This window comes from Deltaproteobacteria bacterium (genome assembly GCA_020848745.1).
GTDB lineage: Bacteria > Desulfobacterota > Binatia > UTPRO1 > UTPRO1 > UTPRO1.
This window is the reverse complement of the sequence record JADLHM010000136.1, coordinates 37494-64397: the sequence shown is the minus strand read 5'-3', so window position 1 is coordinate 64397 and position 26904 is coordinate 37494. Positions and strand designations below refer to the sequence as shown.

15 protein-coding genes are annotated in these 26904 nt (G+C 71.9%); 8 read left to right on the top strand and 7 right to left on the bottom strand.

Annotated features, from left to right (window positions below; all coding sequences use genetic code 11):
- Positions 1 to 129: 129 nt before the first annotated feature.
- The 3 genes from IT293_19625 to IT293_19615 all read right to left on the bottom strand — a co-directional run bounded on the left by IT293_19625 (position 130) and on the right by IT293_19615 (position 3409).
- Positions 130 to 507, bottom strand: a complete 378-nt coding sequence (locus IT293_19625) for a prepilin-type N-terminal cleavage/methylation domain-containing protein (protein ID MCC6766872.1) — start codon at positions 505 to 507, stop codon at positions 130 to 132.
- 226 nt (positions 508 to 733) lie between these two features.
- Positions 734 to 1816, bottom strand: coding sequence for a ferritin-like domain-containing protein (locus IT293_19620; protein MCC6766871.1), 1083 nt, complete (start codon positions 1814 to 1816; stop codon positions 734 to 736).
- A 15-nt stretch (positions 1817 to 1831) separates the two neighbouring features.
- A complete protein-coding gene (locus tag IT293_19615) occupies positions 1832 to 3409 on the bottom strand; it encodes a glucan biosynthesis protein (protein MCC6766870.1) in 1578 nt (525 codons plus the stop codon).
- Positions 3410 to 3585: 176 nt separating this feature from the next.
- Between IT293_19615 and IT293_19610 the strand changes: the two genes are divergently transcribed.
- The 4 genes from IT293_19610 to IT293_19595 all read left to right on the top strand — a co-directional run bounded on the left by IT293_19610 (position 3586) and on the right by IT293_19595 (position 9912).
- Positions 3586 to 4986 carry a sugar ABC transporter substrate-binding protein gene (locus IT293_19610; protein ID MCC6766869.1) on the top strand — a complete coding sequence of 467 codons (1401 nt, stop codon included), beginning with the start codon at positions 3586 to 3588 and terminating at the stop codon, positions 4984 to 4986.
- Complete coding sequence (locus IT293_19605; protein ID MCC6766868.1) at positions 4983 to 5885, top strand: sugar ABC transporter permease; 903 nt, start codon at positions 4983 to 4985, stop codon at positions 5883 to 5885. The genes IT293_19610 and IT293_19605 overlap by 4 nt, the downstream gene beginning before the upstream one ends.
- A gap of 77 nt (positions 5886 to 5962) precedes the next feature.
- Positions 5963 to 6703 carry a carbohydrate ABC transporter permease gene (locus IT293_19600; GenBank protein ID MCC6766867.1) on the top strand — a complete coding sequence of 247 codons (741 nt, stop codon included), beginning with the start codon at positions 5963 to 5965 and terminating at the stop codon, positions 6701 to 6703.
- Positions 6704 to 6720: 17 nt separating this feature from the next.
- Positions 6721 to 9912, top strand: a complete 3192-nt coding sequence (locus tag IT293_19595) for a discoidin domain-containing protein (GenBank protein ID MCC6766866.1) — start codon at positions 6721 to 6723, stop codon at positions 9910 to 9912.
- 30 nt (positions 9913 to 9942) lie between these two features.
- Here the strand turns inward: IT293_19595 and IT293_19590 are convergent, their stop codons facing one another.
- Positions 9943 to 11088, bottom strand: coding sequence for an ATP-binding cassette domain-containing protein (locus IT293_19590; GenBank protein ID MCC6766865.1), 1146 nt, complete (start codon positions 11086 to 11088; stop codon positions 9943 to 9945).
- A gap of 11 nt (positions 11089 to 11099) precedes the next feature.
- Positions 11100 to 12680, bottom strand: coding sequence for a DUF3131 domain-containing protein (locus tag IT293_19585; protein MCC6766864.1), 1581 nt, complete (start codon positions 12678 to 12680; stop codon positions 11100 to 11102).
- Here IT293_19585 and IT293_19580 point away from each other — a divergent pair.
- Together IT293_19580 and mdoH are read left to right on the top strand one after the other, a co-directional pair.
- Entirely contained in the window at positions 12679 to 13989 is a 1311-nt protein-coding gene (locus IT293_19580) for a family 1 glycosylhydrolase (protein ID MCC6766863.1), read from the top strand. The genes IT293_19585 and IT293_19580 overlap by 2 nt on opposite strands.
- Positions 13990 to 14505: 516 nt before the next feature.
- Positions 14506 to 16707 (top strand): glucans biosynthesis glucosyltransferase MdoH, encoded by a 2202-nt coding sequence (mdoH, locus tag IT293_19575; protein ID MCC6766862.1) that lies wholly within the window; start codon positions 14506 to 14508, stop codon positions 16705 to 16707.
- Between the two features lie 47 nt (positions 16708 to 16754).
- On the opposite strand, the gene IT293_19570 is transcribed toward mdoH, so the two are convergent.
- A complete protein-coding gene (locus tag IT293_19570; GenBank protein MCC6766861.1) occupies positions 16755 to 17585 on the bottom strand; it encodes a sugar kinase in 831 nt (276 codons plus the stop codon).
- Between the two features lie 260 nt (positions 17586 to 17845).
- Here IT293_19570 and IT293_19565 point away from each other — a divergent pair, with 260 nt between their 5' ends.
- Positions 17846 to 18889, top strand: a complete 1044-nt coding sequence (locus IT293_19565; GenBank protein ID MCC6766860.1) for a type IV pilus twitching motility protein PilT — start codon at positions 17846 to 17848, stop codon at positions 18887 to 18889.
- A 98-nt stretch (positions 18890 to 18987) separates the two neighbouring features.
- Entirely contained in the window at positions 18988 to 19407 is a 420-nt protein-coding gene (rnk, locus tag IT293_19560; GenBank protein ID MCC6766859.1) for a nucleoside diphosphate kinase regulator, read from the top strand.
- Between the two features lie 31 nt (positions 19408 to 19438).
- Here the strand turns inward: rnk and IT293_19555 are convergent, their stop codons facing one another.
- Positions 19439 to 26797 (bottom strand): hypothetical protein, encoded by a 7359-nt coding sequence (locus IT293_19555; protein ID MCC6766858.1) that lies wholly within the window; start codon positions 26795 to 26797, stop codon positions 19439 to 19441.
- Positions 26798 to 26904 lie beyond the last annotated feature (107 nt).

Sequence of the window (26904 nt, the reverse complement as noted above, 5' to 3'; positions counted from 1 at the left end):
CTCGCCACGCTCGTGCTGCCCGCACGGCGCCCCCGACGCTATCCGCGCGCCGTCAAAATCAAGATGAGCAACTATCCGCGTAAACGCCCCCGTCGGTCTCGGAGAACTGTAAAGTGACCGGCATTGGCCCTAGACGTCCCCTTCGATGAGGTTCGGGCTCCCGGGCGCGGGGTCGCTCACCCAGGTGAAGGTCCGCGGCGTGCCCGGGTGCGTTCCGGTCACACGGAAGGAGCTCGCGAGGTTCCCGCTGTTGCCGGCGGTGATCGCGATCTCGACGTCGCCGAGCGTCATGCCGCGCAGCTCGCCGACGCTCGTGGCGTAGATGCGGTTCTCGGCGTAGTAGGCTTCTTCACCGGTCGCGACGCCGCGTACGGTCGCGGCGACCTTGCTGTCGTAGCCGCGCCGGCGAAAGCCCGCGTACTGCGAGATGGCGAGGCCGGCGAGGACGCCGACGAGCACGAGCACGATCAGCACTTCGATCAGGGTGAAGCCTCGGTGGTCACGCATGGCGGGTCGGCTCAGCAACCGAAATGCCACTGCCGACGGGCCGGGGCGTCGGAATCGCGACGCCCTGTGACGGCGCGTCGGCCGATCGCGCACTTCGGCCGGCGCTGTGGTCGCGAGCGCCATGGCGGGTGGCCCGCCACGCGCTGAACGGTTCGCGCGCCCGGAGTCGCCTTGCGGCGCTGCGCGACCCCGGGCAGGTCGCGCAGCGCCGCCCGATCGCGTCCGCTCAGACGGTGCCGGCGCGGATCTTGGCGAGCGCCTCGACGAGCTCCGCCGGCGACGCGACCTCCGGATCCTCGCTCGAGTCCTTCATGTGCTCGAAGCGCAGGAGATCGAGCTTGGCGTACGCCTCGCGGACGCGCGGCGTGAGGAGGCCGAGACGTTTCAGGTTGGGAACGATCTTCGAGAACAGCATCTGCCGGAAGCCGGACATGAACGGCGTGTTGATCGACCACTCGACCCACGTCTTCACGTCGAACCCCATGCGCTCGTAGACGTCCTCCATGAGCAGGCGGTCGCGCATGAGGTGCGTCGCCTCGATCACGAAGTCCTCGCGCTCCTTCATCTCCGTTGCGCCGAGCTCCCCGGCGTAGAGGTGCTCGAGCGAGAGCACGCCGAAGGCGACGTGGCGCGACTCGTCGCCCATGATGCGCGTGGTGATGTCCTGGATGAGCGGCTCGTCCGGCCACTGCAGGCGCATCATGCCGAAGGCCGCGAGCGCGAGACCTTCCACCATGATCTGCATGCCGAGGTAGGTCATGTCCCAGCGCGAGTCGGAGATGATCTCGTCGAGGAGCGTGCGGAGGTGGCGGTTCACTCCGAACGAGATCCCGAGCTTCTCGGTGAGGTAGCGGTGATAGACCTCGACGTGGCGCGCCTCGTCGGCGACCTGATTGGCCGCGTACCACTTCGCTTCCTCCCACGGCACGCCCTGCACGATCTTGGCGGTGGCGAGCAACGCCCCCTGCTCGCCGTGCAGGAACTGCGAGAGCATCCAGGCGTTGATGTTGAGATTCAGGTCGATCGCTTCCTGCTGATCGAGCGGCCGGGGCGGGTTCAGCATCTGGTTGAAGACGTCCTGCGACCCCATGCCCATGTAGTCGCGCTGGATCTTCTCGAGGTTCACGTCGGCCGACCAATCGAGGTCGGTCGCGTTCCAGGTGCTGGCTTTGCCCTTCTCGTACAGCGCGAGCAGGTTCTCGCGCTTGAGGGCGTACTCCCAGTCGAAGATGGACGTCATCGAGACCTCGACCGGCTCGAGGGGACCGATGTCGGGGATCGGGAGCGGATTGTGCTGGGCGTACTTCATGGAATCCTCCTCGCGCTATTCCCGCAGCAGATACGACCAGGTCTCGGTGAGGGTCTCGCTCGCCTTGTCGAGATAGGCGCGCAGCTCGATCGGCCCGCTCGTCTTCGGACGCAGGCGGAAGGTGAGGCGCCAGCCGCCGGTCACCGGGTTCTTCACGACGTGCTGATCGACGATCTCGGCCGCGTCGTCGCCGCTCGCGACCGTCACGTCGCCGCGCAGGATCTGGTCGCCCGGCACGTCCTCGAGGAGCTTGCCGGCGAAGTCGACGACGAAGCGCTTCGTGCCTTCGAAGTCGTCGCGCCGCGTGGCCGCGACGCGGCCGTGCGGCGGCAGCCCGGCGTCCTCGCCGAACCACGAGAGCGTGTAGGCGAAGTCGTACGGCGTCCCGACCTTCGGCTGCTGGTCGGGCACCCACATCGCGACGACGTTGTCGTTCGCGTCGGACTTGGTGGGGATCTCGATCAGCTCGACGTGGCCGTTGCCCCAGTCGCCGGAGGGCACGACCCAGGTGCTCGGCCGGAGGTCGGGGCGCGTCTCGAGGTCCTCGTAGCTCCGGAAGTCGCGGTCGCGCTGGACGAGGCCGAAGCCGCGGAGCGCCGGCGTCCGGAACGAGCTGATCTCGAGCTTCACCGGGTTGTCGAGCGGCCGCCACAGCCACTCGCCGTTGCCGCTCGAGATGAGGAGGCCGTCCGAGTCGTGCACCTCGGGACGGAAGTCGTTGAAGGACCGGGTCGTGTTCTCACCGTGGAAGAACATCGAGGTGAGCGGCGCGAACCCGATCTTCTGCGGCGCCTTGCGAAGGTAGAGGCGGCCCTGGGTCTCCACCACCGTCTTCTCGCCCGGCGTGATCGTGAACTTGTAGGCGCCGGTCAGGCTCGGGCTGTCGAGGAGGGCGTAGACGACGGCCGACTTGGGGTCCTTGCCGGTCGGCGTCTCGAGCCAGAACTCCCGGAAGTAGGGGAACTCCTCGCCCGACGAGAGGCCGGTGTCGATCGCGATGCCGCGCGCCGAGAGGCCGAAGACCTGGTCGCGGCCGACCGCGCGGAAGTACGTGGCGCCGAGGAACACGATCACCTCGTCGTAGTATTTCGGCGTCTTGAACGGCGCGTGCAGGCGCAGGCCCGCGTAGCCGAGGCTCTGCGGCACGCGGCTCGCGAAATCGTTGCGCCCGTAGTCGAACTGGCTCGGCGAGAAGGTGAGGGGCTTCGACTTGTTCGCGGTGACGACGTTCACGGCCACCGTACGATCGTAGAAGAGGCCGGGATGGAAGAACTGCACCTGGAACGGTCCGGCGGGCTCGCGCCAGAGCGTCTGGTCGGTCCGGAAGCGGATATCGCGCCACTGGTCGTAGTTGATCTTTCCGAGCCACTCAGGGACCTGCGGCGGCGCCTTGAACGGCTCGGCCGCGAGCTGCTTCGCCTTGCCGGCGACGTTGTCGAACCCGAAGGTCGGCGGCGGGGAGGCCTTCGGGGAGGCCTTCGGCGCGCGCGTGGCGAGCGCGGGCGTCGTCACGAGCGTCAAGAACACGAGCGCGGTCGTCGCGGCGGCGCGACGACGGCGGGCGGGGGCCGTCGCGGATCTGTCGGCGGACACGTTGAGCGCTCCTATTGGTACAGGGCGCCAGATCGGTCAAGTCGCGGAGTCCGGGATGTCGTGGAGTCCGGGGAGGTCGGCGTATCGGGGTGGGTCAGCGGCGCGATCACCGCTACAGTGGAGGCCGCATGCGACCGCGCGCGGACCGTGGCGGCATTCCCACCTGGGCCGCCCTCATGGCGGGGATCGTCGCGGCAGGCGTGATCGCCGGCTGCCGGCGCGGCGGCGATGCGGACGTGCTCGAGTTCTGGGCGATGGGCCGCGAGGGTGAAGTCGTGCAGCGGCTCGTGCCGGAGTTCGAGCGGCGCCACCCCGGGGCGCGCGTCCGGGTGCAGCAGATTCCCTGGAGCGCCGCGCACGAGAAGCTCCTCACGGCCTACGTCGGCGGCGCGATGCCCGACGTCGTGCAGGTCGGGAACACGTGGCTCGCGGAGCTCGCGGCGCTCGGGGCGCTGGCGCCGGTCGAGGATGCGCTCGCGGTGCGCGATGACGCGCTCGCGGCGCGCGATGACGCCCGCGCGTCGGTCGCTGCGGACCTCGCCGCGGGTAGCGACGAGTTCCCGGGCGTCGTCGCCGCGACCGCGATCGACGGCGAGCGCTTCGGCGTACCCTGGTACGTCGACACGCGCGTCCTCTTCTATCGCCGCGATCTGCTGCGGGCGGCGGGCGTCGACGCGCCGCCCGCGACCTGGGACGGCTGGGTCGCAGCCATGGAGCGGCTCGCGCGCGGCGGCGAGCGCTATGCCGTGCTCCTGCCGATGACCGAGTGGGAGCCGCCGGTGATCTTCGCCATGCAGCGGGGCGCGACCCTGCTGCGCGACGGAGACCGCTTCGGCGACTTCCGGAGCCCGGCGTTCCGCGCCGCCCTCGACTTCTATCGATCGCTCTTCCAGCGCGGGCTCGCGCCCCGCGCCGGCGCCGCCCGGTCGGCGAACGTCTACCAGGACTTCGCGTCGGGGTGGTTCTCGATCCTCATCAGCGGCCCGTGGAACCTCGGCGAGATGACCCGCCGCCTGCCGGCGCTCGCCGACGCGTGGGCGACGGCGCCGCTCCCGACCTTCGCGGGCGAGGGGCCCGGCGTGTCGCTCGCCGGTGGGGCGAGCCTCGCGGTCGTCCGCACGAGCCCGCACGCCGAGCTCGCCTGGCGCTGGATCGCGTTTCTCGCCGAGCCGGCGCAGCAGCTCGCGTTCTGGCGCCTCACCGGCGACCTGCCGGCGCGGCCGAGCGCGTGGCGCGAGGCCGGCCTCGCGGACGCGCCGCGGACGGCCGCCTTCTGGCGGCAGCTCGCCCGCGTCCAGGCGCCGCCGACGGTTCCCGAGTGGGAGCGCATCGCTGCCAAGATCACCGAGCACGCCGAGGACGTCGTGCGCGGCGCCGTCGCGCTCGACGACGCGCTCACCGCGCTCGACCGCGACGTCGACGCGATGCTCGAGAAGCGCCGCTGGATGCTCGACCGCGCCGCCGCGCGCGGTGCGGCGGCCGCCCCGGTGCGCGGCCGTACGGCGGCGGCCGGTGATGCGTCGGCGCGCGCGCGACCCGGCCCCGCGGGCGACCCGGTGGGCGGGGGACGCTCGTGAGGTGCGCCGTACGCGGCGCGCCAGCGGGCGCCGCGCCGGGGCTCCTCTTCGCGGCGCCGGCGCTCGCGGCGATCGCGATCTTCTTCTTCGTGCCGGTCGCGGCGTCGATCGCGCTCAGCTTCACCGACTTCGACATCTACGCGGTCGCGAGCCGCGCCAATCTGCGGGTGATCGGGCTCGGGAACTATGCCCGCCTCGCCGGCGACGCGCTCTTCCGGACCGCGATCCGCAACACGCTCTATTTCGTCGTCGTCGCGGCGCCGCTCTCGATCGCCGTCTCGTTCGGGGCGGCGCTCCTCCTGAGCGCGCCGCTCACGCGCTGGAAGCCGGCGTTCCGCGTCGCGCTCTTCCTGCCGGTGGTGACGACGCTCGTCGCGGTGGCGGTGGTGTGGCGCTACGCCTTCCACCCGCGCATCGGGCTCCTGAACGCGCTCGTCGCGCCCTTCGGCATCGGACCCGTCGACTGGCTCGGAGAGCCGCGCTTCGCGATGCCCGCGATCGTCCTCATGACGATCTGGAAGACCTTCGGCTTCAACATGGTGATCCTGGTCGCGGGCCTCCAGGCCGTCCCGGAGCGCCTGTACGAGGCGGCGCGCGTCGACGGAGCGTCGGCACTCGCGCGCTTCGTCCACGTCACGCTCCCCGCGCTCCGTCCGACGCTCGTCTTCGTGACGGTGATGACGCTGATCGGCGACCTCCAGCTCTTCGCCGAGCCCTACGTCATGACCCAGGGCGGACCGGCGCACGCGACGCTCTCGGTCGTGCTGCTGATGTACCTCGAGGGGTTTCGCTGGTGGAACATGGGCTACGCCGCGGCCATCGCGTTCGTGCTCTTCGTCGCGATGCTGGTGCCGAGCCTCGTCGCGCGCGCGCTCGGGACGCGGGCGGAGGTCGCGTGAGCCGGCGCGGCGCGGCCGTCGTCGTGCACGCGGCGCTCGCCGCGGGCGCGCTCCTCACCGTGCTGCCGCTCCTCTGGATGGCGTCGGCGTCGCTCATGCCGACCGGAGAGGCGAGCACGGTGCCGCCGCGCTGGATCCCGAGCGCGCCGACGCTCGAGCACTACCGCGAGCTCTTCACGCGGCTCGACCTCGCGCGCGCCTTCGCGAACAGCCTCGGGATCGCGATCGTCACGACGGTCGTGTCGGTGACGCTGAACGCGCTCGCCGGCTACGCATTCGCGCGCTTCCGGTTCCCGGGTCGCGACCGCATCTTCGCCGTGCTGCTCCTGGCGCTCGTGATCCCGGGGCAGCTCGGCATGCTGCCGCTCTTCCTCATGCTGCGCGGCCTCGGGCTCGTGAACACCTACCTCGGCGTCGTCGTGCCGGGGCTGGCGAGCATCTTCGGGATCTTCCTCGTACGGCAATACGCGCTCGGGATACCGCAGAGCCTCCTCGACGCCGCCCGCGTCGATGGCGCGGGGGAGCTCCGCGTCTTCTGGTCGGTGGTGGTGCCGCTCTGCCGGCCCGTCCTGGTGACGCTCGCCCTCTTCACGTTCATGGGGACCTGGAACGACTTCCTCTGGCCCCTGGTGGTGCTGAGCGACAGCCGTCTCCAGACCCTCCCGGTCGCGCTCGCGAACCTCCTCGGCGAGCACGTGCAGGACACCGAATTGATGATGGCCGGAGCCGTCCTCACCGTGCTACCCGTGATCGGGGTGTTCCTGGCGCTCCAGCGCTCGTACATCGAGGGCATCGCGAGCGGGAGCGTCAAACAGTGAGGGAGACGCGAGCGGGCATGCGGAGGTGGGCGGTCGGGGCGATGCTCGCGCTCGCGTACCTCGTGCCCGGGACGGTGCGGGCGGCCACCCAGGTGCTCGACGAGTTCGAGAGCGTGCAGGGCTGGAGCGCCCAGGCGTCGCCCGGCGCGAGCCTCGAGATCGCCCAGGACGCCGGCCGCGCCGGGAACGCCATGCGTCTCGACTTCGACTTCCGCGGCGGCGGCGGGTTCGTCATCGCGCGCAAGGCGTTTCCGATCACGCTGCCCGGGAACTTCGCGTTCACCTTCGACGTCCGCGGCGACGCCCCGCCGAACACCCTCGAGCTCAAGCTCATCGAGCCCACCAACGACAACGTCTGGTGGCGCGTGCAGCGCGACTACGTCTTCCAGAAGGACTGGCAGCACGTGGTGGTGAAGAAGTCGCGCCTCGAGTACGCCTGGGGACAGAAGCGGCCCGCGTCGCCGAAGAAGGTCGCGTTCGTCGAGATCGCGATCACGACCGGCGAGGGCGGAAAGGGCTCGGTCTGGATCGACGACCTCCGCCTCGAGGAGCGGGCGACGGCGAGCCGCGCCGACCTCCCGCCCGTCGTGACGGCGTCGACGTTCGCGCCGGGTCACGAGCCGCGCCTCGTGCTCGACCAGGATCCGCAGACGAGCTGGCGGAGCGGCGAGCTCGCCGCCGAGCAATGGCTCCAGCTCGACTTCGCGAAACCCCGCGAGTACGGCGGCCTCGTCGTCGACTGGGACCCCGAGCACTACGCGACGAGCTATCGCGTCGAGGTCTCCGACGACGCCGAGACGTGGACCGTCGCCTACGCCAGCACGGCGGGGAGCGGCGGGCGGAGCTACGTCTACCTGCCGGACGGCGAGTCGCGGTACGTCCGGCTCGCGCTCGTGCAGAGCAGCCAGGGCAAGGGCTACGAGATCCGCAGCCTGGCGGTGCAGCCGATCGCCTTCTCGACCTCGCCGAACCAGTTCTTCGAGGCCGTCGCCGCCGGCGCCTTCCGCGGCACCTATCCGAAGTACTTCACGGGCCGGCAATCGTACTGGACCGTCGTCGGGGCGCTCGACGACGACCGGGAGGCGCTCGTCAGCGAGGAGGGCATCGTCGAGGTCGACAAGGGCGCCTTCACGATCGAGCCGTTCCTCTACGTCGACGGCGCCCTCGTGACCTGGAGCGACGCTCAGCCGACGCAGGCCCTCGCGGACCGCACGCTGCCGATCCCGTTGGTCACGTGGCAGCAGGGCGGCCTGCGGCTGCGCATCGAGACGTTCGTCGGCGGGCCCGCGGGCGCGTCGGTGCTGTACCTGCGCTACGATCTCGAGAACCTCGGTGACCGCCTCCGCGACGTCGATCTCTTCCTCGCGCTCCGGCCGTTCCAGGTCCTGCCGCCGTGGCAGTCGTTGAACATGGTGGGGGGCGTCACCCCGATCCGCAGCCTGACGCTCGACGGCCGCACCGTGTGGGTGAACGGCGAGCGCGCCGTCGTGTCGCTGACGACGCCCGACCGCTTCGGTGGCGCGACCTTCGAGCAGGGGCTCGTCGGTCCGTATCTCCTCAAGGGCAAGGTGCCGCCCGACACCAACGTCGCCGACCCGCTCGGGTGGGCGTCGGGCGCACTCGCGTATCGGCTGACGGTCGAGCCGGGCAAGCCGGGCGTCGTCGCCCTCGCGGTTCCGTTCCACGATCCCGCTCCGACGATCGCGCGTGCCGCGACGATGTCGCTCGCGGACCTCGACGCGGAGCGCGCCCGTGTGGCGCGCGAATGGATCGAGCAGACGAGCCGCGTCGACGTGACGCTGCCGGAGGAGACGCGCGGCCTCGTTGACACGCTCCGCACGACCATCGCGCACATCCTGATCAATCGCGACGGCCCCGCGATCCAGCCGGGCTCCCGCACCTACGCGCGCTCGTGGATCCGCGACGGCGCCCTCACGTCCGACGTGCTGTTGAAGACCGGGCACGTCGAGGAGGTGCGACAGTTCCTCGCCTGGTATGCGTCGTATCAGCTGCCGGACGGCCGCGTGCCGTGCTGCGTCGACCGGCGCGGCCCCGACCCGGTCCCCGAACACGACAGCAACGGCGAGCTGATCTACGCGATCGCCGAATACTATCGCTTCACGCGCGACGTCGGCTTCGTGCACGCGCTCTGGCCGGTCCTCACGCGCGCCGTCGACTGGATCGCGAACGCGCGCGCCTCCCGCACGACCGACGCGTACCGCGAGCCCGGACGCCAGGTGTTCTTCGGCCTCCTCCCCGAGTCGATCAGCCACGAAGGGTACAGCTCGCACCCGGTACACTCGTACTGGGACGACTTCTTCGCGCTCCGCGGCGTCACCGACGCGGCCGAGCTGGCGCGGGTCGTCGGCGACGGCGAGCGCGCCGCGCGCTTCGCGGCGCTTCGCGACGCGTTCCGGACGGACATCGTCGCGTCGATCACGCGGGTCATGGAGACGCGCGCGACCGACTACCTGCCGGCGTCGGTCGAGCTCGCCGACTTCGACCCCACGTCGAGCGCGATCGCGATCACGATCGCCGACCTCGCGCCCTTCCTGCCGCGCGCGGCGATCGAGCGCACGTTCGAGCGCTACTGGGAGACCGTCGAGGACCGCGTCGAGGGGCGGGGCGCCAGCAGCGGCTACAGCCCCTACGAGCTCCGCAACGTCGAGGCCATGGTGCGGCTCGGGCACCGCCAGCGGGCCCACGACATCCTCGATGCGCTGCTCCGCGACCAGCGGCCGGCGGCGTGGAACCAGTGGGCCGAGATCGTCTGGCACGACCCCAACGCGCCGCGCTTCATCGGCGACATGCCGCACACGTGGGTCGGCTCGAGCTACGTGCGCGCGCTCCGGACGATGCTCGCCTACGAGCGCGAGAGCGACCAGGCGCTGGTCCTCGCCGCCGGCGTGCCGTCGGACTGGCTCGCCGCGCCCGGCGTCGGCGTGAAGCGCCTGCCGACCTACTGGGGCGTGCTCTCCTACACGCTCGGGACCGACGGCGAGCGCGCGCTCGTGCTCCACCTCGACGGCGACCTGACCGTTCCGGCGGGCGGCATCGTGCTGCAGCCGCCGCTCGCGGGTCCGCTCGCGCGGGTCACGGTGAACGGCACGCCGGTCGAAGGCTTCGGTGAGCGGGAAGTCACGATCCGCGCCTTTCCCGCCGACGTGCGGCTGGAGTTCCAGGGAAGCTCTGCACAGATGGCGCCCTAGTCCACCGCCGCCGACGGGGTGCGGCGGCTCCTACCCGAGCGCGCGTCCGTTCCGGTCGAACAGGTAGACGGACGCCGGGTCGACGCCGAGAGCGAGCGGCTCGCCGGGGGCGAGCTGGTGCATGCCGGGAAGACGCGCCACCATGCCGTCGTCCCGCTCCTCGTCGCGGCCGGCGCCCGGGGGCTCCGTCGCCCGCAGGTGCGCGAGCGTCTCGTGGCCGAGCCACTCGACGTGCGCGACCGTGAGCCGGAGCGCGTTCGCGGCGCCGGGGTCGACGCGCACGAGCGCCTCGGGGCGGATGCCGACGGTGATCTCGGCGGCGCCGCCCGCCGGCCGGTGCGCGACCGCCTCCGGCGCGACCCGCAGCGTGCCGCCCGCGACCGCAACGCGCACGCCGGCGCCGTCCGCGGCGAGGCGCCCCGGCAGGAGGTTCATCGGCGGGTTCCCGATGAAGCCGGCGACGAACGCGCTCGCGGGCCGGGCGTAGAGCTCGCGCGGCGTCGCGATCTGCTGGAGGCGGCCCGCGTGCAGGACGGCGACCCGCTCGCCGAGCGTCATCGCCTCGACCTGATCGTGCGTCACGTAGAGCATGGTCGTGCGCGTGCGCTCCTGGAGGGCGGCGATCTCCGCGCGCACCTCGACCCGGAGCTTGGCGTCGAGATTCGAGAGCGGCTCGTCGAGGAGCGACACGGCGGGCTCGCGCACGAGCGCGCGCCCCATCGCGACCCGCTGGCGCTGGCCGCCGGAGAGCTGCTTCGGCAGGCGATCCAGCAGGGCCGCGAGATCGAGCTGGCCCGCGACCGTCTCCACGCGGCGGGCGATCTCCGCGCGTCCCGTGCCGCGCATGCGGAGGGGGAACTCGAGGTTCCGCCGCACGGTCATGTGCGGATAGAGCGCGTAGTCCTGGAAGACCATGGCGACGTTCCGCGCCTGCGGCGGGAGATCGTTCACGACGGCGTCGCCGATGCGGATCTCACCGCTCGTCGCGGCTTCGAGGCCGGCGACCAGACGCAGCACCGTCGACTTGCCGCAGCCCGAGGGGCCGACCAGTACGAGGAGCTCGCCGTCGGCGACCTCGAGCGTGACGTCGTCGAGCGCCCGCACGCCGTTCGGGTCGCGCCCCGGCGCGCCCGTCGGATAGATCTTCCCGAGGTGGACGAGGGCGACCCGAGCCATCGCGAGGTCTTCTACTCGAAGAAGCGCTCGTCGCCGAGGATCGCGAGGGCGCGCTTGGCGATCGGATCGGTCGCGAAGAGCTCGGGAATGACGCCGCCCCGGAGATGATTGGCGATGGCCACGAGCGTCATCGCCTGGTCGAGCGCGAGGTAGGCGCGCGCGACGTTCCCGCTGGCGGGATCGACGGCGTCGTAGAGCCCGTAGTCGCCGTAGAGGTCGTAGCGTTCGGCGAGGCGGCGGAGGTTGGCCGTCGCCTCGACCGGCGTGACGGCGAGAGCGAGCGCGCTCGCGTGCGGGGTCACGATGCCCGCGCCGTAGCCGCGCGCGCCGAGGGGGCGCACGCCGAACTCGCGATAGCCGTCGCTCGGGATCGCCGCCGGCGACAGGCCCCAGACGGGATACCCGAGCGTCTCGAGCGCGTAGCGGCGCTGCACGACGGCGTGCGCGACGTCGTTCGGGCCGAGACTCGTCGGGGCGGCGCGCTGCTCGTCGACGACGAGCAGCGGCATGAGCGCCTCGAACATGCTGCCGCCCCAGGACGGCACGTAGCGCTCGCCCTGCCACTCGTACCAGCCGCCCCAGACCTCGTGGCCGCGGACGACCTTGCGCGTGGCGGCGACCGGGGTCTGGGTCTGGCCGAGGCAGTCGGCGGGGTAGGTCCGCACCATGCGGAACCACGTCGCTTCGGGAACCTCGCCCTTGCCGACCGCGAGCAGCGCGCCGAGCCGCGCCTCGGTGTAGAGCACCCCGTAGTGGTAGCGGGAGCGCGCGCGCCGGTGGACGAAGTAGCCGTGCGACAGCAGGCCGAGCTTCTCGTCGTAGAAGAAGCGGTAGTCCATCCGGTCGATGAGCGGCGTGGTGCGCGCGGCGAGGATCGGGAACGCGGCGCGCGCGACCATGAGCCCGGCGATCAGCCACGACGAGTCGACGAACGAGACGAAGTTGCTGGTCCGCTCGAGCGACGTCGTGTCGTAGTAGTTGAAGAAGAAGCCCGCGTGCGTCTCGAGGCGGTCGAGGGTGTCGAGGGTGCGCTCGATCGCGGCGATCGCGTCGCGCTCCGGGACGAGGTCGAGCGCCCGCGCCGCGACCACCGCGATCAGGTGCATCCCGACGTTGGTGACGTTGGTGTAGTCGCCGACGACGCCGCCGGGCGCGCCGTCGCCGTCGTCCTCGATGCGCACGTGGTCGACCGGGAGGCCGTTCTCACGGTCGGTGAACGCGTCGAGCCCGCGCCAGGTGTCGCGCGCGAGCCGCCCGAGGAAGGCGCGGTCGTCGTGGGGCAGGGCCGCGCGGTCGACGAGGGCGGCGGTCGGCCAGCCCTTCATGCGCGCCCGCACGATGGGGCGGGCGGCGAGCTGCCCGCCGAGAGCGTCCTCCCACGCCTTCTTCTTCGGCGTCGGGACCGGATCGTCCTCCCAGACGGGCGTGGCGCTTTCGACGCGCAGGCTGGACTCGAGGGGGCAGGCGGGCCGGGGCGGCTCCGCCGCCGGCGCGTCGGCGCGGCTCCCCTCGGGGGTCGCGGCCATCAGGACGCTCGCCACGAGGACCGCGAGCAGCGGCGTGGCCGGAGTGCGCGCGGGCCGCGAAGGCATGCGTCGGTCATTGTGCCAGAAAGCCGTCGAAGCGTCTGCTCGCTCATCGCTCCATCCTGCGGGGTGGCGGCGAGCGCTTGACGCCGCGTGCGCCGCCTCCCATACCTGCCGCGTGACCGAGCGTCCAAGCTCCGGCGACGCCTTTCCCGACGGCTTCGTCTGGGGCGCCGCCACCGCCGCCCACCAGGTGGAGGGCGGCAACTGGAACAACGACTGGTGGGCCTGGGAGCACGGGATCGACACGCCCTGCCGCGAGCCGAGCGGCGACGCCTGCGATCACTATCACCGCTATCCCGACGACCTCGACCTGCTCGCCGGGCTCGGGTTCGGCGCGTATCGCTTCTCGCTCGAGTGGAGCCGGATCGAGCCGGAAGACGGCGAGTTCTCCGCGGCCGCGCTCGACCACTACCGGCGCGTGTGCGACGCGTGCCTGGTGCGCGGCCTCGCGCCGATCGTCACCTTCCATCATTTCACGACGCCGCGCTGGGTGACGGCGCGCGGCGGCTGGACGGAGCCCGCGACCGCCGACCTCTTCGCGCGCTTCGCGGCGCGTGCGGCGGCGCGGCTCGGCGACGTCGTGAGCCGCGTCTGCACGATCAACGAGCCGAACATCGTGGCCGACGTCGGACATCGCTGGGGGCTCTTTCCGCCCGGCGCGCGCGACCCCGAGCTCCGCCTGCGCGCCAACGCGGTGCTGATCGCCGCGCACGGGCTCGCGGTCGACGCGATCCGGAGCGGCCCCGGTCGGGCGCCGATCGGGCTCACGCTCGCGATGCAGGACTGGCAGGCGCTCGACGGCGGCGAGGCGCTCCGCGACCGGGAGCGTCGCGACATGGAGGACGTGTTTCTGGAAGCCGCGCGTGGCGACGACTTCCTCGGGGTCCAGACCTACACGCGGACGCTGGTCGGTCCGGACGGGCCGCGGCGGCCCGCGCCGGACGCGCGCCTGACCCAGATGGGGTGGGAGTTCTACCCCGACGCGCTCGAAGCCTGCATCCGGCGCGCGCACGCGCTCACCGGCGCGCCGATCGTCGTGACCGAGAACGGCGTCGCGGTCGACGAGGACCGCGAGCGCATCGAGTACGTCGCGCAGGCGCTCCGCGGCGTGCTCGCGTGCCTCGGCGACGGGCTCCCGGTCCTCGGCTACCTGTATTGGAGCCTGCTCGACAACTTCGAATGGGCCTTCGGGTACGCCCCGCGGTTCGGAATCGTGGAGGTCGACCGGGCGACCCAGCGCCGGACCCTCCGGCCGAGCGCCCATTGGCTCGGATCGGTGGCGCGTGCCAATCGCCTGCTTCCCGTGCCATGATCGGCCTCCGCCACCCTCGTTGAGCCGATGGACAAACGTCTCGAGCCACTGGCCGACCCGGCCCCGCGCGTGACCGTCGACGGCCCGACCGATTCCGGCCGCCTGCGCCTCGAAGGTCCGGGGCACCGCCTCATCCAGGACTGGCGTCTCGCGCACGTGCGGGCGGTGGCGTACCTCGTGGCGCTCGGCGTCGCCGCGGGCGAGCGCGACGGCCTCGCGCGCGAGGCCGTCGCGCTCGCGATGAGCGAGCCATGGGAGGAGGGCAACGACGCGGTCGACGTGACGCTGGCCCAGCTCCGGGCGCTCCTCCTGCAACGGCACCCGGTGCCGCCGCGGCCGTGGGACGGACGCATGGAGCCCTTTCTCGCGTGGCGGCTCGGGACGGGCGTCGTGGCGGCGCCGGCGGGCGACGGGCCGGCCATCGGCGCGCGCGGCGCGCTCAGCACGGCGCCGGTCAGCGGCGGCCGCTTCGACTCGATGCCGCCGCTCCAGCGCACGTCGATGGCGCCCGAGCCGATGGAGCGCCGCCTCCTCTATCGGTGGTTCGGCCGGCTGCGGGGGCGCGCCTCGGGCGCCGAGGCGCGCAAGGCGTTTCGGCGGCGCCGGCGCGCGCTCGCGTGGACGCGGGTCGCCTTCCGCCGCCGGCTGCTGCTCGCGACCCTGGTGCTGCTGCCGACCGTCGTTGCGAGCGGCTTCATGGTGAACGTACTGCCGCGCGGCGGCGGCACTTCGCTCGAGCTCGCGATCGTGGTCGTGTTCGGCGTCCTCTTCGGGTGGATCTCGATCGGGTTCTGGGCGGCCCTCATGGGCTTCTGGTGCCTCGTGCGCGGCGACCGCTTCGCGATCACGCGCGCGCCCGGCGCGAGCGTGCCGTTTCCGGGAGCGGCGCCCGATCCCGACGCCGAGGGGCGTCCGACCGCGATCGTCATGCCGATCTGCAACGAGCCGGTGGATCGCGTCTTCGCCGGCCTGCGCGCGATCGAGGAGTCGCTCGCGAAGATCGGTGCCGCCGGCCAGTTCCACTTCTTCGTCCTGAGCGACACCGCCGATGCGCAGACGATCGTCCGCGAGGAAGAGGCGTGGGCGGCGTGGGCGCGCGACGTTGACGGCTTCGATCGCATCTTCTACCGCCGCCGCCGGGTGCGGCTACGGCGCAAGAGCGGCAACGTCGCCGACTTCTGCCGGCGCTGGGGCGCGCGCTACCCGTTCATGGTGATGCTCGACGCCGACAGCGTGATGCAGGGCGCGACCCTCGTCCGCCTCGTCGAGCTCATGCGGCGCCACGCCGACGTCGGCGTCATCCAGACCGTGCCGATCGCGGTCCAGCGACGCTCGCTCTTCGCGCGCGTGCAGCAGTTCTCGAGCCGCGTGTACGGGCCGATGTTCTCGGCGGGGCTGCACTTCTGGCAGCTCGGCGACGGGCAGTACTGGGGCCACAACGCCATCATCCGGACCGCGCCCTTCATCAAGCACTGCGCGCTGCCGCGCTTGCCCGGGAAGCCGCCGCTCGGCGGCGAGATCCTGAGCCACGATTTCGTCGAGGCGGCGCTCATGGGGCGGGCCGGATGGACCACCTGGCTCGCCTACGACCTCGGGGGCTCGTGGGAGGAGGTGCCGTCGACCCTGCTCGAGGAGATGAGCCGCGACCGCCGCTGGTGCCAGGGGAACCTCCAGCACCTGCGCCTCCTCTTCACCGAGGGGCTCTTCGGCGCCCACCGCACGCTCTTCCTGAACGGTGCGCTCTCGTACGTGTCGGCGCTCCTGTGGGCAACGTTCCTCCTGCTCTCCACCTGGGAGGCGGTCGCCAACGTGTTCTTCGAGCCCGACTACTTCCCGTCCGGGCCGAGCCTCTTTCCCGAGTGGCCGGTCTGGCGTCCGAACTGGGCGCTCGCGCTGCTGGCCGTGACCGGCATGATCCTCTTCGTCCCGAAGATCTTGAGCGTGCTGCTGATCACCGTGCACGGCCAGGCGCGCGCCTTCGGGGGCGTGCTGCGCCTGCTCGCGAGCGTCGTGCTCGACGTGCTGCTCTCGAGCCTCCTCGCGCCGATCCGCATGGCCTTCCACAGCCGTTTCGTCTTCACCAACCTCATCGGGCGGACGGTCGTGTGGCGCTCGCAGACGCGCGAGGACGCCGAGACGTCGTGGCGCGACGCGGTCCGCGCCCACGGCTTCGACACCGTGTTCGCGAGCGCGTGGGGCGTGATGCTCTTCTGGCTGAATCCCGCCTACTTCTGGTGGATCCTCCCGATCATCGGCGCGCTCGTGCTGGCGATCCCGGTCTCGGTGCACGCGAGCCGCGTGGCGGCCGGGACGCGCGCCCGCGGCCTCGGCTTGTTCCTGACGCCCGAGGAGACCGACCCGCCACCCGAGATCCGCGCGGTCGCGGCGCGCCTCGCCGCGATGCCGCCCGCCCGCGAAGACGTGTTCGTCGCGACGGCGGTCGATCCGTACGTGAACGCCCTCCACAAGGCGCTCCTCCGTCCCGGCCGGATGCTCCGCGCCAGCATCCGCGCCGCGTACGCCGCGCTGCTCGACGAGCTCGTGCACAAGGGGCCCGACGAGATCGTCCCGGAGCAGCGCAAGCAGTTGCTCCGCCACCCGGACCTGGTCGCCGAGCTGCACCGGCGGGTCTGGGACGAGGACGACCCCGAGGTCGCCGCGCTCTGGGACCTGCCGGTCGCGCCGCCGAGCGGCCGCGGCGCCGCCAGGCGAGTCTAGCGCCCTCGCGACCGACCAGGCGCCTCTCGAGCCGCCGGACCGCGCGTTCACGCGAGCGGGCGCTGGTGCTCGAGCGGGTTCGTCCCCGCCAACACGGCGGCGCCGTAGGGCCCGGCGCGCTCGCACGCCTCCTTCAATGAGAGACCGGCGACCAGGTGCCACGTGAGAGCGCCAGCGAAGCTGTCGCCTGCGCCGTAGGAGCCGACGATGCGGGGTGGCGCGGGCGGGGCGGCGAACGGCTCGCTCCCGGACGCGGTCACGATGCGGCCGCCGCGCGGGCCGTCGGTGAGCACGAGCGCGCGCGGCGGCAGGGGATAGTCGTTCGTCGACTCGCGCGGGTCGTTCAGGCTACCGACGACGACGTCCACCTCGACGCCGGCCGCCGCGATGATCGCGGCCCGCCGGGCCGTCGCCACCAGGAGACGCGCGGCGCGCGCCGTCCGCAGCACGGCGGCGTCGTCGCCGGTGAAGAAGACCGCGTCGCAGTCCGCGAAGATGCCCCACGGCAGCGCATCGCCGATCTTCGGGTGCAGTGGCGGTTGCATGACGACGATCGTACGCTCGCCGTCGGGGGTGACGAGGACGAGGTCGCGAGGGTGCGCGCGGGCCCGGTGGGCGACGTGGATCGTCGCGCGCGACGCACGGAGCGCACCCTCGACCTCCACGCCGGCGCCGTCCGTGCCGAGCGCCGTGAAGAAGTGGACCTCGGCCGGGCTGCGGACGAGCTGGAAGAACGTGATCGCGCCGCCGCCGCCCGCGACGTAGGTCGGGTGCGCGAGATGGAGGATCGCGCCGGGTCCCGGCAACGCCGGCGCCGCGGCGAGCGTCACGTATTGCGCGTGTCCGACGACGGCGACGCGCAAGCGGCGGGCGCTCATGCGGCTTCCCGGCACCCCGCAGAGCAGGTGGCATGCGGCATCGGCGGCTCTCCTAGCATCGGCCGCCCGCCTGCCGCCATCCGATCGACGGCGCCGACGGCGGCGCGTCGCTGGGGAGCCTGCTCGACGCGACGCAGCGCGGGTGGGGCGGATGGCGTGTGTCTTGCAACAGCGTGTGCCGACCGCGGCGCGAACGCCGCGTCGCCGCGCGCGCCGCGAAGGTCGGCGTGCCGCACGAAAGGGGATTCCGCATGCCGACCATGGAGCAGCTCCTCCGCGAAGTCGTCGACAAGAACGCCTCCGACCTGCACCTGAGCGCCGGTCAGCCGCCGCGCCTCCGGATCGACGGCGATCTGGCCCCGCTCGACCATCCGGCGCAGGGTCCCGAGGAGGTCATGGCGTGCGTCGAGACCACGCTCACCCCGGAGCAGAAGGCGCGCTTCGCGCAGGAGCACGAGCTCGACCTCGCGTACGAGCTCGAGGGCGTCGGGCGCTTCCGCGTGAACGTCTTCCTGCAGAGTCGCGGCCCGGGCGCCGTGCTGCGCCGCATCCCGACGGTGATTCCCTCGATGCAGCAGCTCGGCCTGCCGCCGATCTTCCAGCAGCTCTGCGAGAAAGAGCGCGGCCTCGTGCTCGTGACCGGGCCGACCGGCTCCGGCAAGTCGACCACGCTCGCCGCCATGGTCGACCACATCAACGACACCTGGGACGCGCACATCCTGACCGTCGAGGATCCGATCGAGTTCGTGCACCCGTCGAAGCGCTGTCTCGTGAACCAGCGCGAGGTCGGACCGCACACCGGCTCCTTCTCGGCGGCACTCAAGAGCGCGCTCCGCGAGGATCCCGACGTGATCCTGGTCGGCGAGATGCGCGACCTCGAGACGATCTCGCTGGCGCTGACGGCGGCCGAGACCGGCCATCTGGTGTTCGGGACGCTGCACACCTCGAGCGCGGCGAAGACGGTCGACCGCATCATCGACGTGTTCCCCTCCGGGCAACAGGGCCAGATCCGGACCATGCTCTCCGAGTCGCTGGAGGCGGTGATCGCGCAGAAGCTCCTCAAGAAGAAGGGCGGAGGGCGCGTGGCGGCGCACGAGGTCCTGGTCGGCATTCCCGCCGTCCGGAACCTCATCCGCGAGGCGAAGCTGCACCAGATCCCCTCCGCGATGCAGACCGGCCAGCAGCACGGCATGCAGACGATGGACGCGGCGATCGCGGAGTTGACGAAGAAGGGCATTCTCGACCGGCCGGCGGCGATGCTGAAGCCGGCGGGCGAGGGCATGGCCGCCGGCGGCGCGCACTGAGGCGGAGCACGACGCGAATCGTCGCCGACGTCATTCCAGACCTCCGAGATTTCAGGCAATGTGCCAGGAGCCTGCCCGCGTTCTCGAGAGGAGCCCGCATGCAATCGGTAGGGAATCACGACGTGATCAGTTGGTTCGACAAGATGCGTCTCGAGGGCCTCATGAAGCTCTTGCGCGAACGACCGGACGAGGTCGAAGGCCTGGACGCGCTCGCGGAGAAGCTCGAGCGCGCGCGCATCGTCGGGCCCGAGGAGGTGTCGCCCGGCGTGGTCACGATGAACTCCGAAGTGATGCTCTCGGACCTCGACAGCGGCGAGAAACTGACGGTGAAGGTGGTGTTTCCGGCCGCCGCCGATCCGGCCGCCCGGCACGTCTCGGTCCTCGCGCCGATCGGCCTCGCGCTCCTCGGCTGCGCTGAAGGGGCGGAAGTCGAATGGCCGGCTCCGGGCGGCAAGCGGCGATTGCGCCTGACGGAGGTCAGCTTCCAACCCGAAGCCGCGGGCATCTACAACCTCTAGCCGGCGACTCGCGCGCGACCCGTCTCCGGCATTACCGCCCGATGCCGAATCCCCCTGCCGGTTTGCCAACTCCATGGGTGCCGGCGCCGCCACCCTCGGGACGAATCAGCCATAGCTCGCGCTCGCTTGCCTGCTGCGCGGCTTGTTTGGCCTCTTGCTCGGCGATGCGCTTGGCGTTCTCCGCCGCGAGCCGCTCGGCGCGCGCGGCCTGTCCGGACACCAGCGGTCGATAGGCGTCGTCGGCCGTCTGCGCGATGCCTCTCCCCGCCGCCTGCATGGCCGGTCGGATGCCCCCGCTCGCGCCGGCGGCGCGCCCCGCGCCGGCCGCGGCGCCCGCGCCGAGCGTTCCCACGATGGAGCTGCAGATTCGGGTCGCGGTGAAGGCCGTACCATCGGTCTCGACCAGCGGCTCGGCGTCGAAGAAGTTGGCGGCGATCTCGTTCAGCGCATTCAAGAATCCCACGATCGGGTTGGGATCGGGGGGCACGGGCTGTCCGGTCAAGTTGGCGTTCAAGACCGCCATTCCGTGCGAGAAGCTCACCGGGAACATGGCGATGTCCACCAGGCCGGCCATGACGCCGGTGATGATCTCGCCGACCGTGAGCCCGCTCGGGTCGTGCAAGTTCACCGGATCGTTGCCGGCGTAGCGGTAGAGGTTGGTGTCGAGGCCGGCGAAGCCGATCGGGTCCTTGGCCGTCCAGCGGCCGGTCGCGGCATCGTAGTCGCGCGCGTCGAAGTGCACCAGCCCGGTCGCCGGATCGTAGAGTCCGCCCGCGAAGCCGAAGGGCTGGAAGCCGGGATTGGTGTCGAGCGTCACGCGGCCGAAGCCGTCATAGTCGAGCCGCTGGACGACTGCGCCCGTCGCCGCGTTCACCACCAGGCGCACGCTGCCGGCGTGGTCGGTGAGCAGCCGGTGAGCCGTGCCGCCGCGCACGAAATACGCCGGGGCCGGCCCGCCCGCGTACACGAAGCGCGTCACCAGTGCGCCGCCGGCGTCGAGCTCGGCGATGGGCCGGTTGCCCGAATAGAGGAAACGCTCCGCCGCCACCCCGTCCACGTCGCGCGCGACCCGCCGCATGCCCGGATCGAGGGCGTAGGTGACGTCCGTAGCGCTCGGGAGGTTCACGGCGAGAAGATTCCCGACGGCGTCGTACGTGTAGGCGGTCGTCCCGCCGGGCGTCGTGCGTTCGGCGCGGCGCCCGCTCGGCGTGTGGGTGAACGTCGCGGTGCCGTAGGTCAGCACGCGGTCCTGATCGTCGTACGTGGCGGTGACGCTGCTGCCGCCCACCGTGGCCGCCGTGCGGTTGCCGTTCGGATCGTAGGTGTAGCTCTCGACCACGGCGTCGTCGCGCCGCACCTCGGTGAGCTGGCCCTTCGCGTCGTAGGCGTAGTCGTAGGTGTCGGTGCCGCCGGCGATCGTCTCGACCCGGCGCGTGATGCGGCCGAGCCCGTCGTGGTCGCAGCTCTCCGCGTAGAGCGGCGCGCCGTTGGCCGTGGCCGCGTAGTCGGTGAGGTCGCCGAAGCCGTCGTAGGTCCAGGTGTCGCTCACCACCCCGAGCGTGGTCGTCGCGGGGAGGCCGGTCGCGGCATCGCGGCTGATCGCGAGCGCACCGGCCGCGATCAGGTGATCGTCGTCGTCGTGCGTGAAGGTGATGGATGCGCCGCCGTTCACGGACTCGGTCGTGATGGCCAGGCGGGCGTCGTGCTCGAGCGTCAGGCTGCCGGTGACCGGACCGCTCCAGGTGACGCCGGCGACGAGGGCACCGTCGTAACCATAGGCGAGCGTGGCGCCGCCCGGGCCGGTTGCGGTGGCGACCTGGCCGGTCGTGGCGTCGTACCCGACCGTGTAGGCGCCCTGAGGCCCGTCGTCGACGTCGAGATCCAGCGTGGCGAGTCGCCCCGCCGCATCGTACGCGAAGACGACGCTCTCGCCGGGACGCGTGACGGTGGTGAGCGCTCCGTCGTCGTCGTAGGCGAACGTCGTCGCTCCCGTGCCGGCCACTGCCGGCGGCGTGATGCTCGCGAGCATCCCCCGCGCGTCGTAGGCGAACGCGTGCGCGGGGCGTCCGGGCGGCGTGATGCCCGCGAAATCGCCGTTGGCGGCGAAGTCGACGTGGATCTCGTCCCCGCTGGGCAGGATCTTGCGGATGAGCCGGCCCGCCCCGTCGCGCTCCATGGTGACCGTCCTCCCGATCGGGTCGGTGACGGTCGCCACGATCCCCTGGGCATCGTAGCCGAAGGTGACCACCCGCTCCGCCGGTGGCGTGCCGGTCGTGACCGTCGCCAGGCGGCCGCGGCCGTCGTAGGTCGCGGCGGTGGCGGCACCGCCCGAGGCTTGCAACGTGGCGGGGCGGCCGAGCGCGTCGAGCGTGAGCGTGCGCGTGCGCCCGAGCGGACTGGTGGTGAGCAGCGTGCGCGTCGCCGCGGTGTACGTGGTCGTCCACGTGTGGCTCGCGACCGTCGACGTCTCCGTCAGGGTGACCAGGCTCAACGGATCGAGAACGTTCGCGACGGTCGCGGTGCGCGCGTTGGTGGTGAGCGCGGTGAGCCCGCCCGGGAACTGGAGCGAGACGCTGGTCGCCACCGGCGCCTGGATGCCGAAGCGGGGATCGCCGCCCGCGGTGATCGTATGCACGGTACCGGAGGGCGCGGAGGTGGTGCGGGTCGCCGCGTCTCTGTTGTCGGTCACGATCGCGGCGGTGCCGTCGGGCGCCGTGATGGTCCGCCGTTCGACGCGGTCCGGCAGGCGCTCGACCTCGTAGGTCGTGGCGCGTCCGAGGGCGGTGGTGCGGATCACGGTGAAGGCCTCGGGCGGCCCGCTGCGGTCGAGGGTCTGCGAGCCGGGTCCCGGGTCCTCGTCCGTGAGCAGCCGGCCGGCGGCGTCGTAAGTGAAGCTGCCGGTGCGTCCGCCCGGGGCGGTGAGCGTCGTGAGGAGCCCGCTCGCCGTCGAGCCGAGCGCGGTGGTCTCGCCCGCGGGATTCGTGATCGAGGCGAGAAAGCCGTTACCGTCGACGCCGAGCGCGGTCGCTTTCCCGAACGGGCCCACGATCGCGGTCGGGTGGCCGGCGCCGTCGCGCTGGATGGTGGTGACGTTGTCGGTGGCGCCGGTCTTCTCGATCACCTGCGCCAGGCGCCCCGCCGCGTCGTACGCGAACGCGCGCCGCAGCGCCCCGGTGAGCGCGTCGAAGGTCGCGAGGTGCTTGCCGTTGGGATCGAAGGCGTAGAGCAGGCGGCCGTCTTCTGAGGCGACCAGGATGTCGGCGGCGCTGAAGCCGGGAAGCGGCTTTCCAATGCGTCGGATGCGGCGCGGTAGGCCGGCGACCACGAAGACGTCGCCGTCCGGTGCGAGCGCCAACTGCTGCGGCCAGGCGATGATCGCCTGCAGCGCCGGTCCGCCGTCCCCGGCCTGGCCGATGTTGGCAACCCCGCACGCCGTGCCCGAGCCGACGATCGTGGAGACCAGGCCATCGGCCGCGATGCGGCGCACGCGGTTGTTGTTGCCGTCGACGATGATGACCGCGCCGTCTGGAGTGAAGGCGAAGCCCGTCGGGCCACAAAACCGCGTGGCCGAACTGGCGGGGAAGCCGTCCCCCGCAAACCCATTCTGGAAATCTACACCCGCGACGCTCGTGATGATGCCGTCGCTGGTGACTTTGCGGATGCGATTGCCGTCCGTGAGATAGAGTGTGCCGTCGGGAGCGAGCGCGATCTTGCGGTTGCCGGCGAGGAGCTTTGCCGCGACCGCGGGGCCGCCGTCGCCGCAGGTGCCGCTGTGGAAGGGGGGGCACGGACCACTGCCGGCAACCGTGACCAGCGTCCCATCCCGACCGACACGGCGGATGCGGCTGTCGTCCGGGAAGGGATAGAACACGGCGAGATAGAGCGTGCCGTCCGGGGCGACGGTGAAATCGTCAATGCAGATCGTCGACTCCAGGGCGACCGCGCCGTCGGGTGTGACGCTGGCCTCGTGGCAGGGGCTGACGCCGAAGTTGTAGATGCCGGCCGCCCGCTCGATGATGCCGTCGGGCCGGATCCGTCGAAGCACGCTGAGGTCGACGAAGTAGAGCGAGCCGTCGGCGCCGAACCGGAGCGTCGTGGGCGAGGTGATGAGCTTCGCCTGCGTCGCGGGCCCGCCGTCGCCGAAGGGGGCGTCCGGCGGACCGACGTTGGACTTGCCGGTGCCGGCCACGATCGTCTCCGTGCCGTCGGGCGCCAGACGGCGGATGCGCTTGTCGAGACGCGCGAAGTAGATGCTGCCGTCGGACGCGATCGCGACGCTCGTCAGGGTGCCGCTGCCGCCGAAGGGACCGGTGGACTCGAGGACGCGGTCGATCACCCGCGCCACCGACTCCGCCCGCCGCCGCTCGCCGCTGCCGAGATGGAGCACGCGCGTGGTCGGGTCGTAGAAGTGGTGCACGCCGAGCGTCCAGCCGCCGAGCCCGAGACCGCGAGCGTCGGTGATGCCCTCGCGCAACACCACCTCGAACGGCATCGAGGCCGCGATCGTCGCCGCCGCGCGATTGGCCGTGAGGGCCGTGCCGCCGAAGTTGGCGAAGGCCTCGTTGAGCTGCGCGGGCGAGCGGTAGACCGCAGGGTAGACGTAGTCGATCGACCCCGTGACGCGCTGCCCGCCCTGGACCGGCCGCCCGTAGGCATCCCTGCCGTTCCAGGTCATCACCAGCGACTGGTTGGGCCCGGGCGCGAAGCTCTGCTCGGTGGTATTGCCGGCCACCGTCGCCCGCACCCGGATCGACTGCAGGCTCGCCGGCACCGCGGCGCCGGAGAGCCGGAGGTCGAGCGAATCGAGGCGGCCGGGAACGCGATCGCTCCGGTAGTGGAGCGTGTAGGGCGTGCCGGCGACGACGAGGTCCTCGCCGAGCACCTGGTTCTCGCACTCGATGACGCTACCCCGGGCTTCACACGACCCGTCGATCGGCTCGTCGTCGCTCTGCGCCCCCGCACCCGAGTCGGCGGGCGACTCGGCGTCCCCCGGCGGTCCGTACGGCCAGTTGTAGTCCCAGGTCGAGAAGTGATCGACGGGGACGCGCCAGAGGCTCGTGCCGGGGCCGTACAGGGTGGCGAGGGTCGCCCGCTCGCCGTCGTCGATGCCGAGATCCGCGAGCGCCGTGCCGGTGTCGGCGACGCCGTCGCCGGTCACGTCGAGATCGACCCGGTCGCTCGTGATGCCGACGACGTCGATGACCCGGCCGTTCGGCGCCGCGACCCAGGCGCCGCGAAGGTGATCGTAATAGCCCGCCGGTACGGCCGTCCCGGCCGGAAAGCCCGGGAAGTTCTCGACGTAGGTCGGGATCGGGCGGTCGAACTGCACCATCGGCGCGCCCGCCGCCATCGCCTCGTCGAGCGAGAACTCGACGGCGTAGGTGTAGCCGCTGGTCGGCGGCAGGACCGCCGGCATCCGTGCCGGTCCGGAGGCGCCGACGGTGTACTCGGTGGCACGCACGGTCATCTGCGTCAGCGGCTCCGTCGAGCCGTCGGGCAGCAGCATCTCGGCCGCCGTGCCGGGCTCGATCAGTAAGGTCGCCCGGCGCGTGCCGTCGGCGTCGGTCTTCTGGCTGCCGCGCGCCACCGTGATTCCGGTCGCGGTGGCGAGGTCGACCGCGGTCGCCTGCGCATCCAGGGGACAGAGCCGCACCTCGGGGGTGGCGACGTAGTCCTGCCAGGGCACGTCGATTTGACGCTGCGCCGGGAGAAAGCCGCTCTTCTCGTAGCGCACGATCAGCTTCCCGCCGCCGTTCACGACGAGATCGAATGCCCCGTCGGCACGGCTCTGCGTGGCGCCGAACTCGGGACGCTCGAGAATGCGGATCTCGACGCCCACGAGCGCCGCGCCCCCGGCGTCGAGCACCTTGCCGCGCACGACGGCCGCGGTCACGGGGTCGATGGTGCCGGCCACCACTCCGTACTGGATCGGTGGATCGCCGCGGAAGAGGAAGTCCACCGTGGCGCCGAACCCGCTGACCACGCTGAGGTCCGGGGGCGGCGCCACGGTGGCCGGATCGGGCGGCGGCTCTCCCGGCAGGGTGCAGCCGGTGCTGTCGAAGCCGCGGCACGAGGCCGCGCATGCCACCGTGCCGCCGGCGAAGCGGAGCGTGGCGCAGGTCGCACCGGCGAGCGCGGCGCCGTCGCAGACTTCCTTGGCGCCATCGATGAGGCCGTTGCCACAGCTCCCCGGACCCGGCGTCGGGCTGGCGGTGGGGGTCGCGGTGCGGACCGGCGTCGTCACGGGGGTCGGCGTCGGCAGCGGCGGCGCTCCGGGACAGAACGGGCTGTACAGCGAGAGCCCCTGCGCGGCGAGGAGTCCGGCGGCGCGGGGAACGGCTGCTTGCGCCAGCTCCTCGACGGCGCATGCCTGCTGCCGGATCAGGCAGGTTGCATGCTGGCCGAAGCTCGCAACGACCGGCACTCCCACGGCGGCGCATACGTCGGTGACTGCACCGAGGTGGAGGCCCGCGAGCTGCAGGGCTTCGGCCTGGAGCGGCGAGGCGCATTTGGCGGCGAGGTCGGAGGGGAGGTCGTCCGCCGCCGCGGCGACGGCCGCGAAGGCTTTCTCGCACGACGTGGCCGCCTTGGTGCGACAGGCCTGGTCGTCGCGTTGCTCGCACGCGAAGAGCGCCGTAGCGCAGCGCCCGAGCGCCTTCAGCCGCTTCGCGCCGAGCGCGCTGGCCTTGGTGCGGATCGCCCGCGCACACTTGGTGAGAGCTTTCCCGGTACCGCGGCGGTCCGCGACCGCCTCGTCGGTGCCCCCACGATCGGGAAGGCAGAGGAAGGGGTCGGCGAGGCCGTCGAGCGCGCCCGCGTGGCGGAGCAGGGCCTTGGCGCGCGGGGCCGCGACGCCCAGCATCGCATCGATCGCGCACGCGTGGGTCGCGGTCAGGCACGTCGCCAGATCCGCGACCGAGCCGACGGGACGGCCGAGCGCTTCTTCGCAGGCGGGCGGGTGCCCGGCGAAACCCAGGCCATCCGGCGCGGTCAACCCGGCGACTCCCAAGGACGCGCATTGCTTCATGATCGCGGTGTGCAGCTTGCCGGTCGCCGCATCGATCTTTGCGAACGCCCCGCGGCATTTCGTGGCCGCCTTCGCGACGCACGCGTCCCGCTTCGCTCCGTCCGGCTTGGTCTGGAGGCACGCGAAGATCGTTTCGGTGCAAGTCCCGGCCAGTCCGAGCCTCTTGCCCGTGAACGTCGCCGCCGCTTTGGCAAGGCTCTTCTGACACTTCTCGGCAAGCTTCGCGTCCGCTTCCGAGAGTTCCTGCGCCTCCGCGTTCCAGCGGGCGGCTGGCGCGGTGACCAGGGCAACCGTGGCTACGGCAACAGCAGCCACGATACGCCACGGTGTCCGACGCGGTACGTGCGACGAATCAGTGTCCATGGGATTCCCTCTAGGCCGCGAGCCCTGCCGGAGCAGGGAACCTCGTCACTCGGAGCGTGCGTGCTGGTCGAAGCTCAGGTCCGACTACCGGAGGCATTTCACTGGAA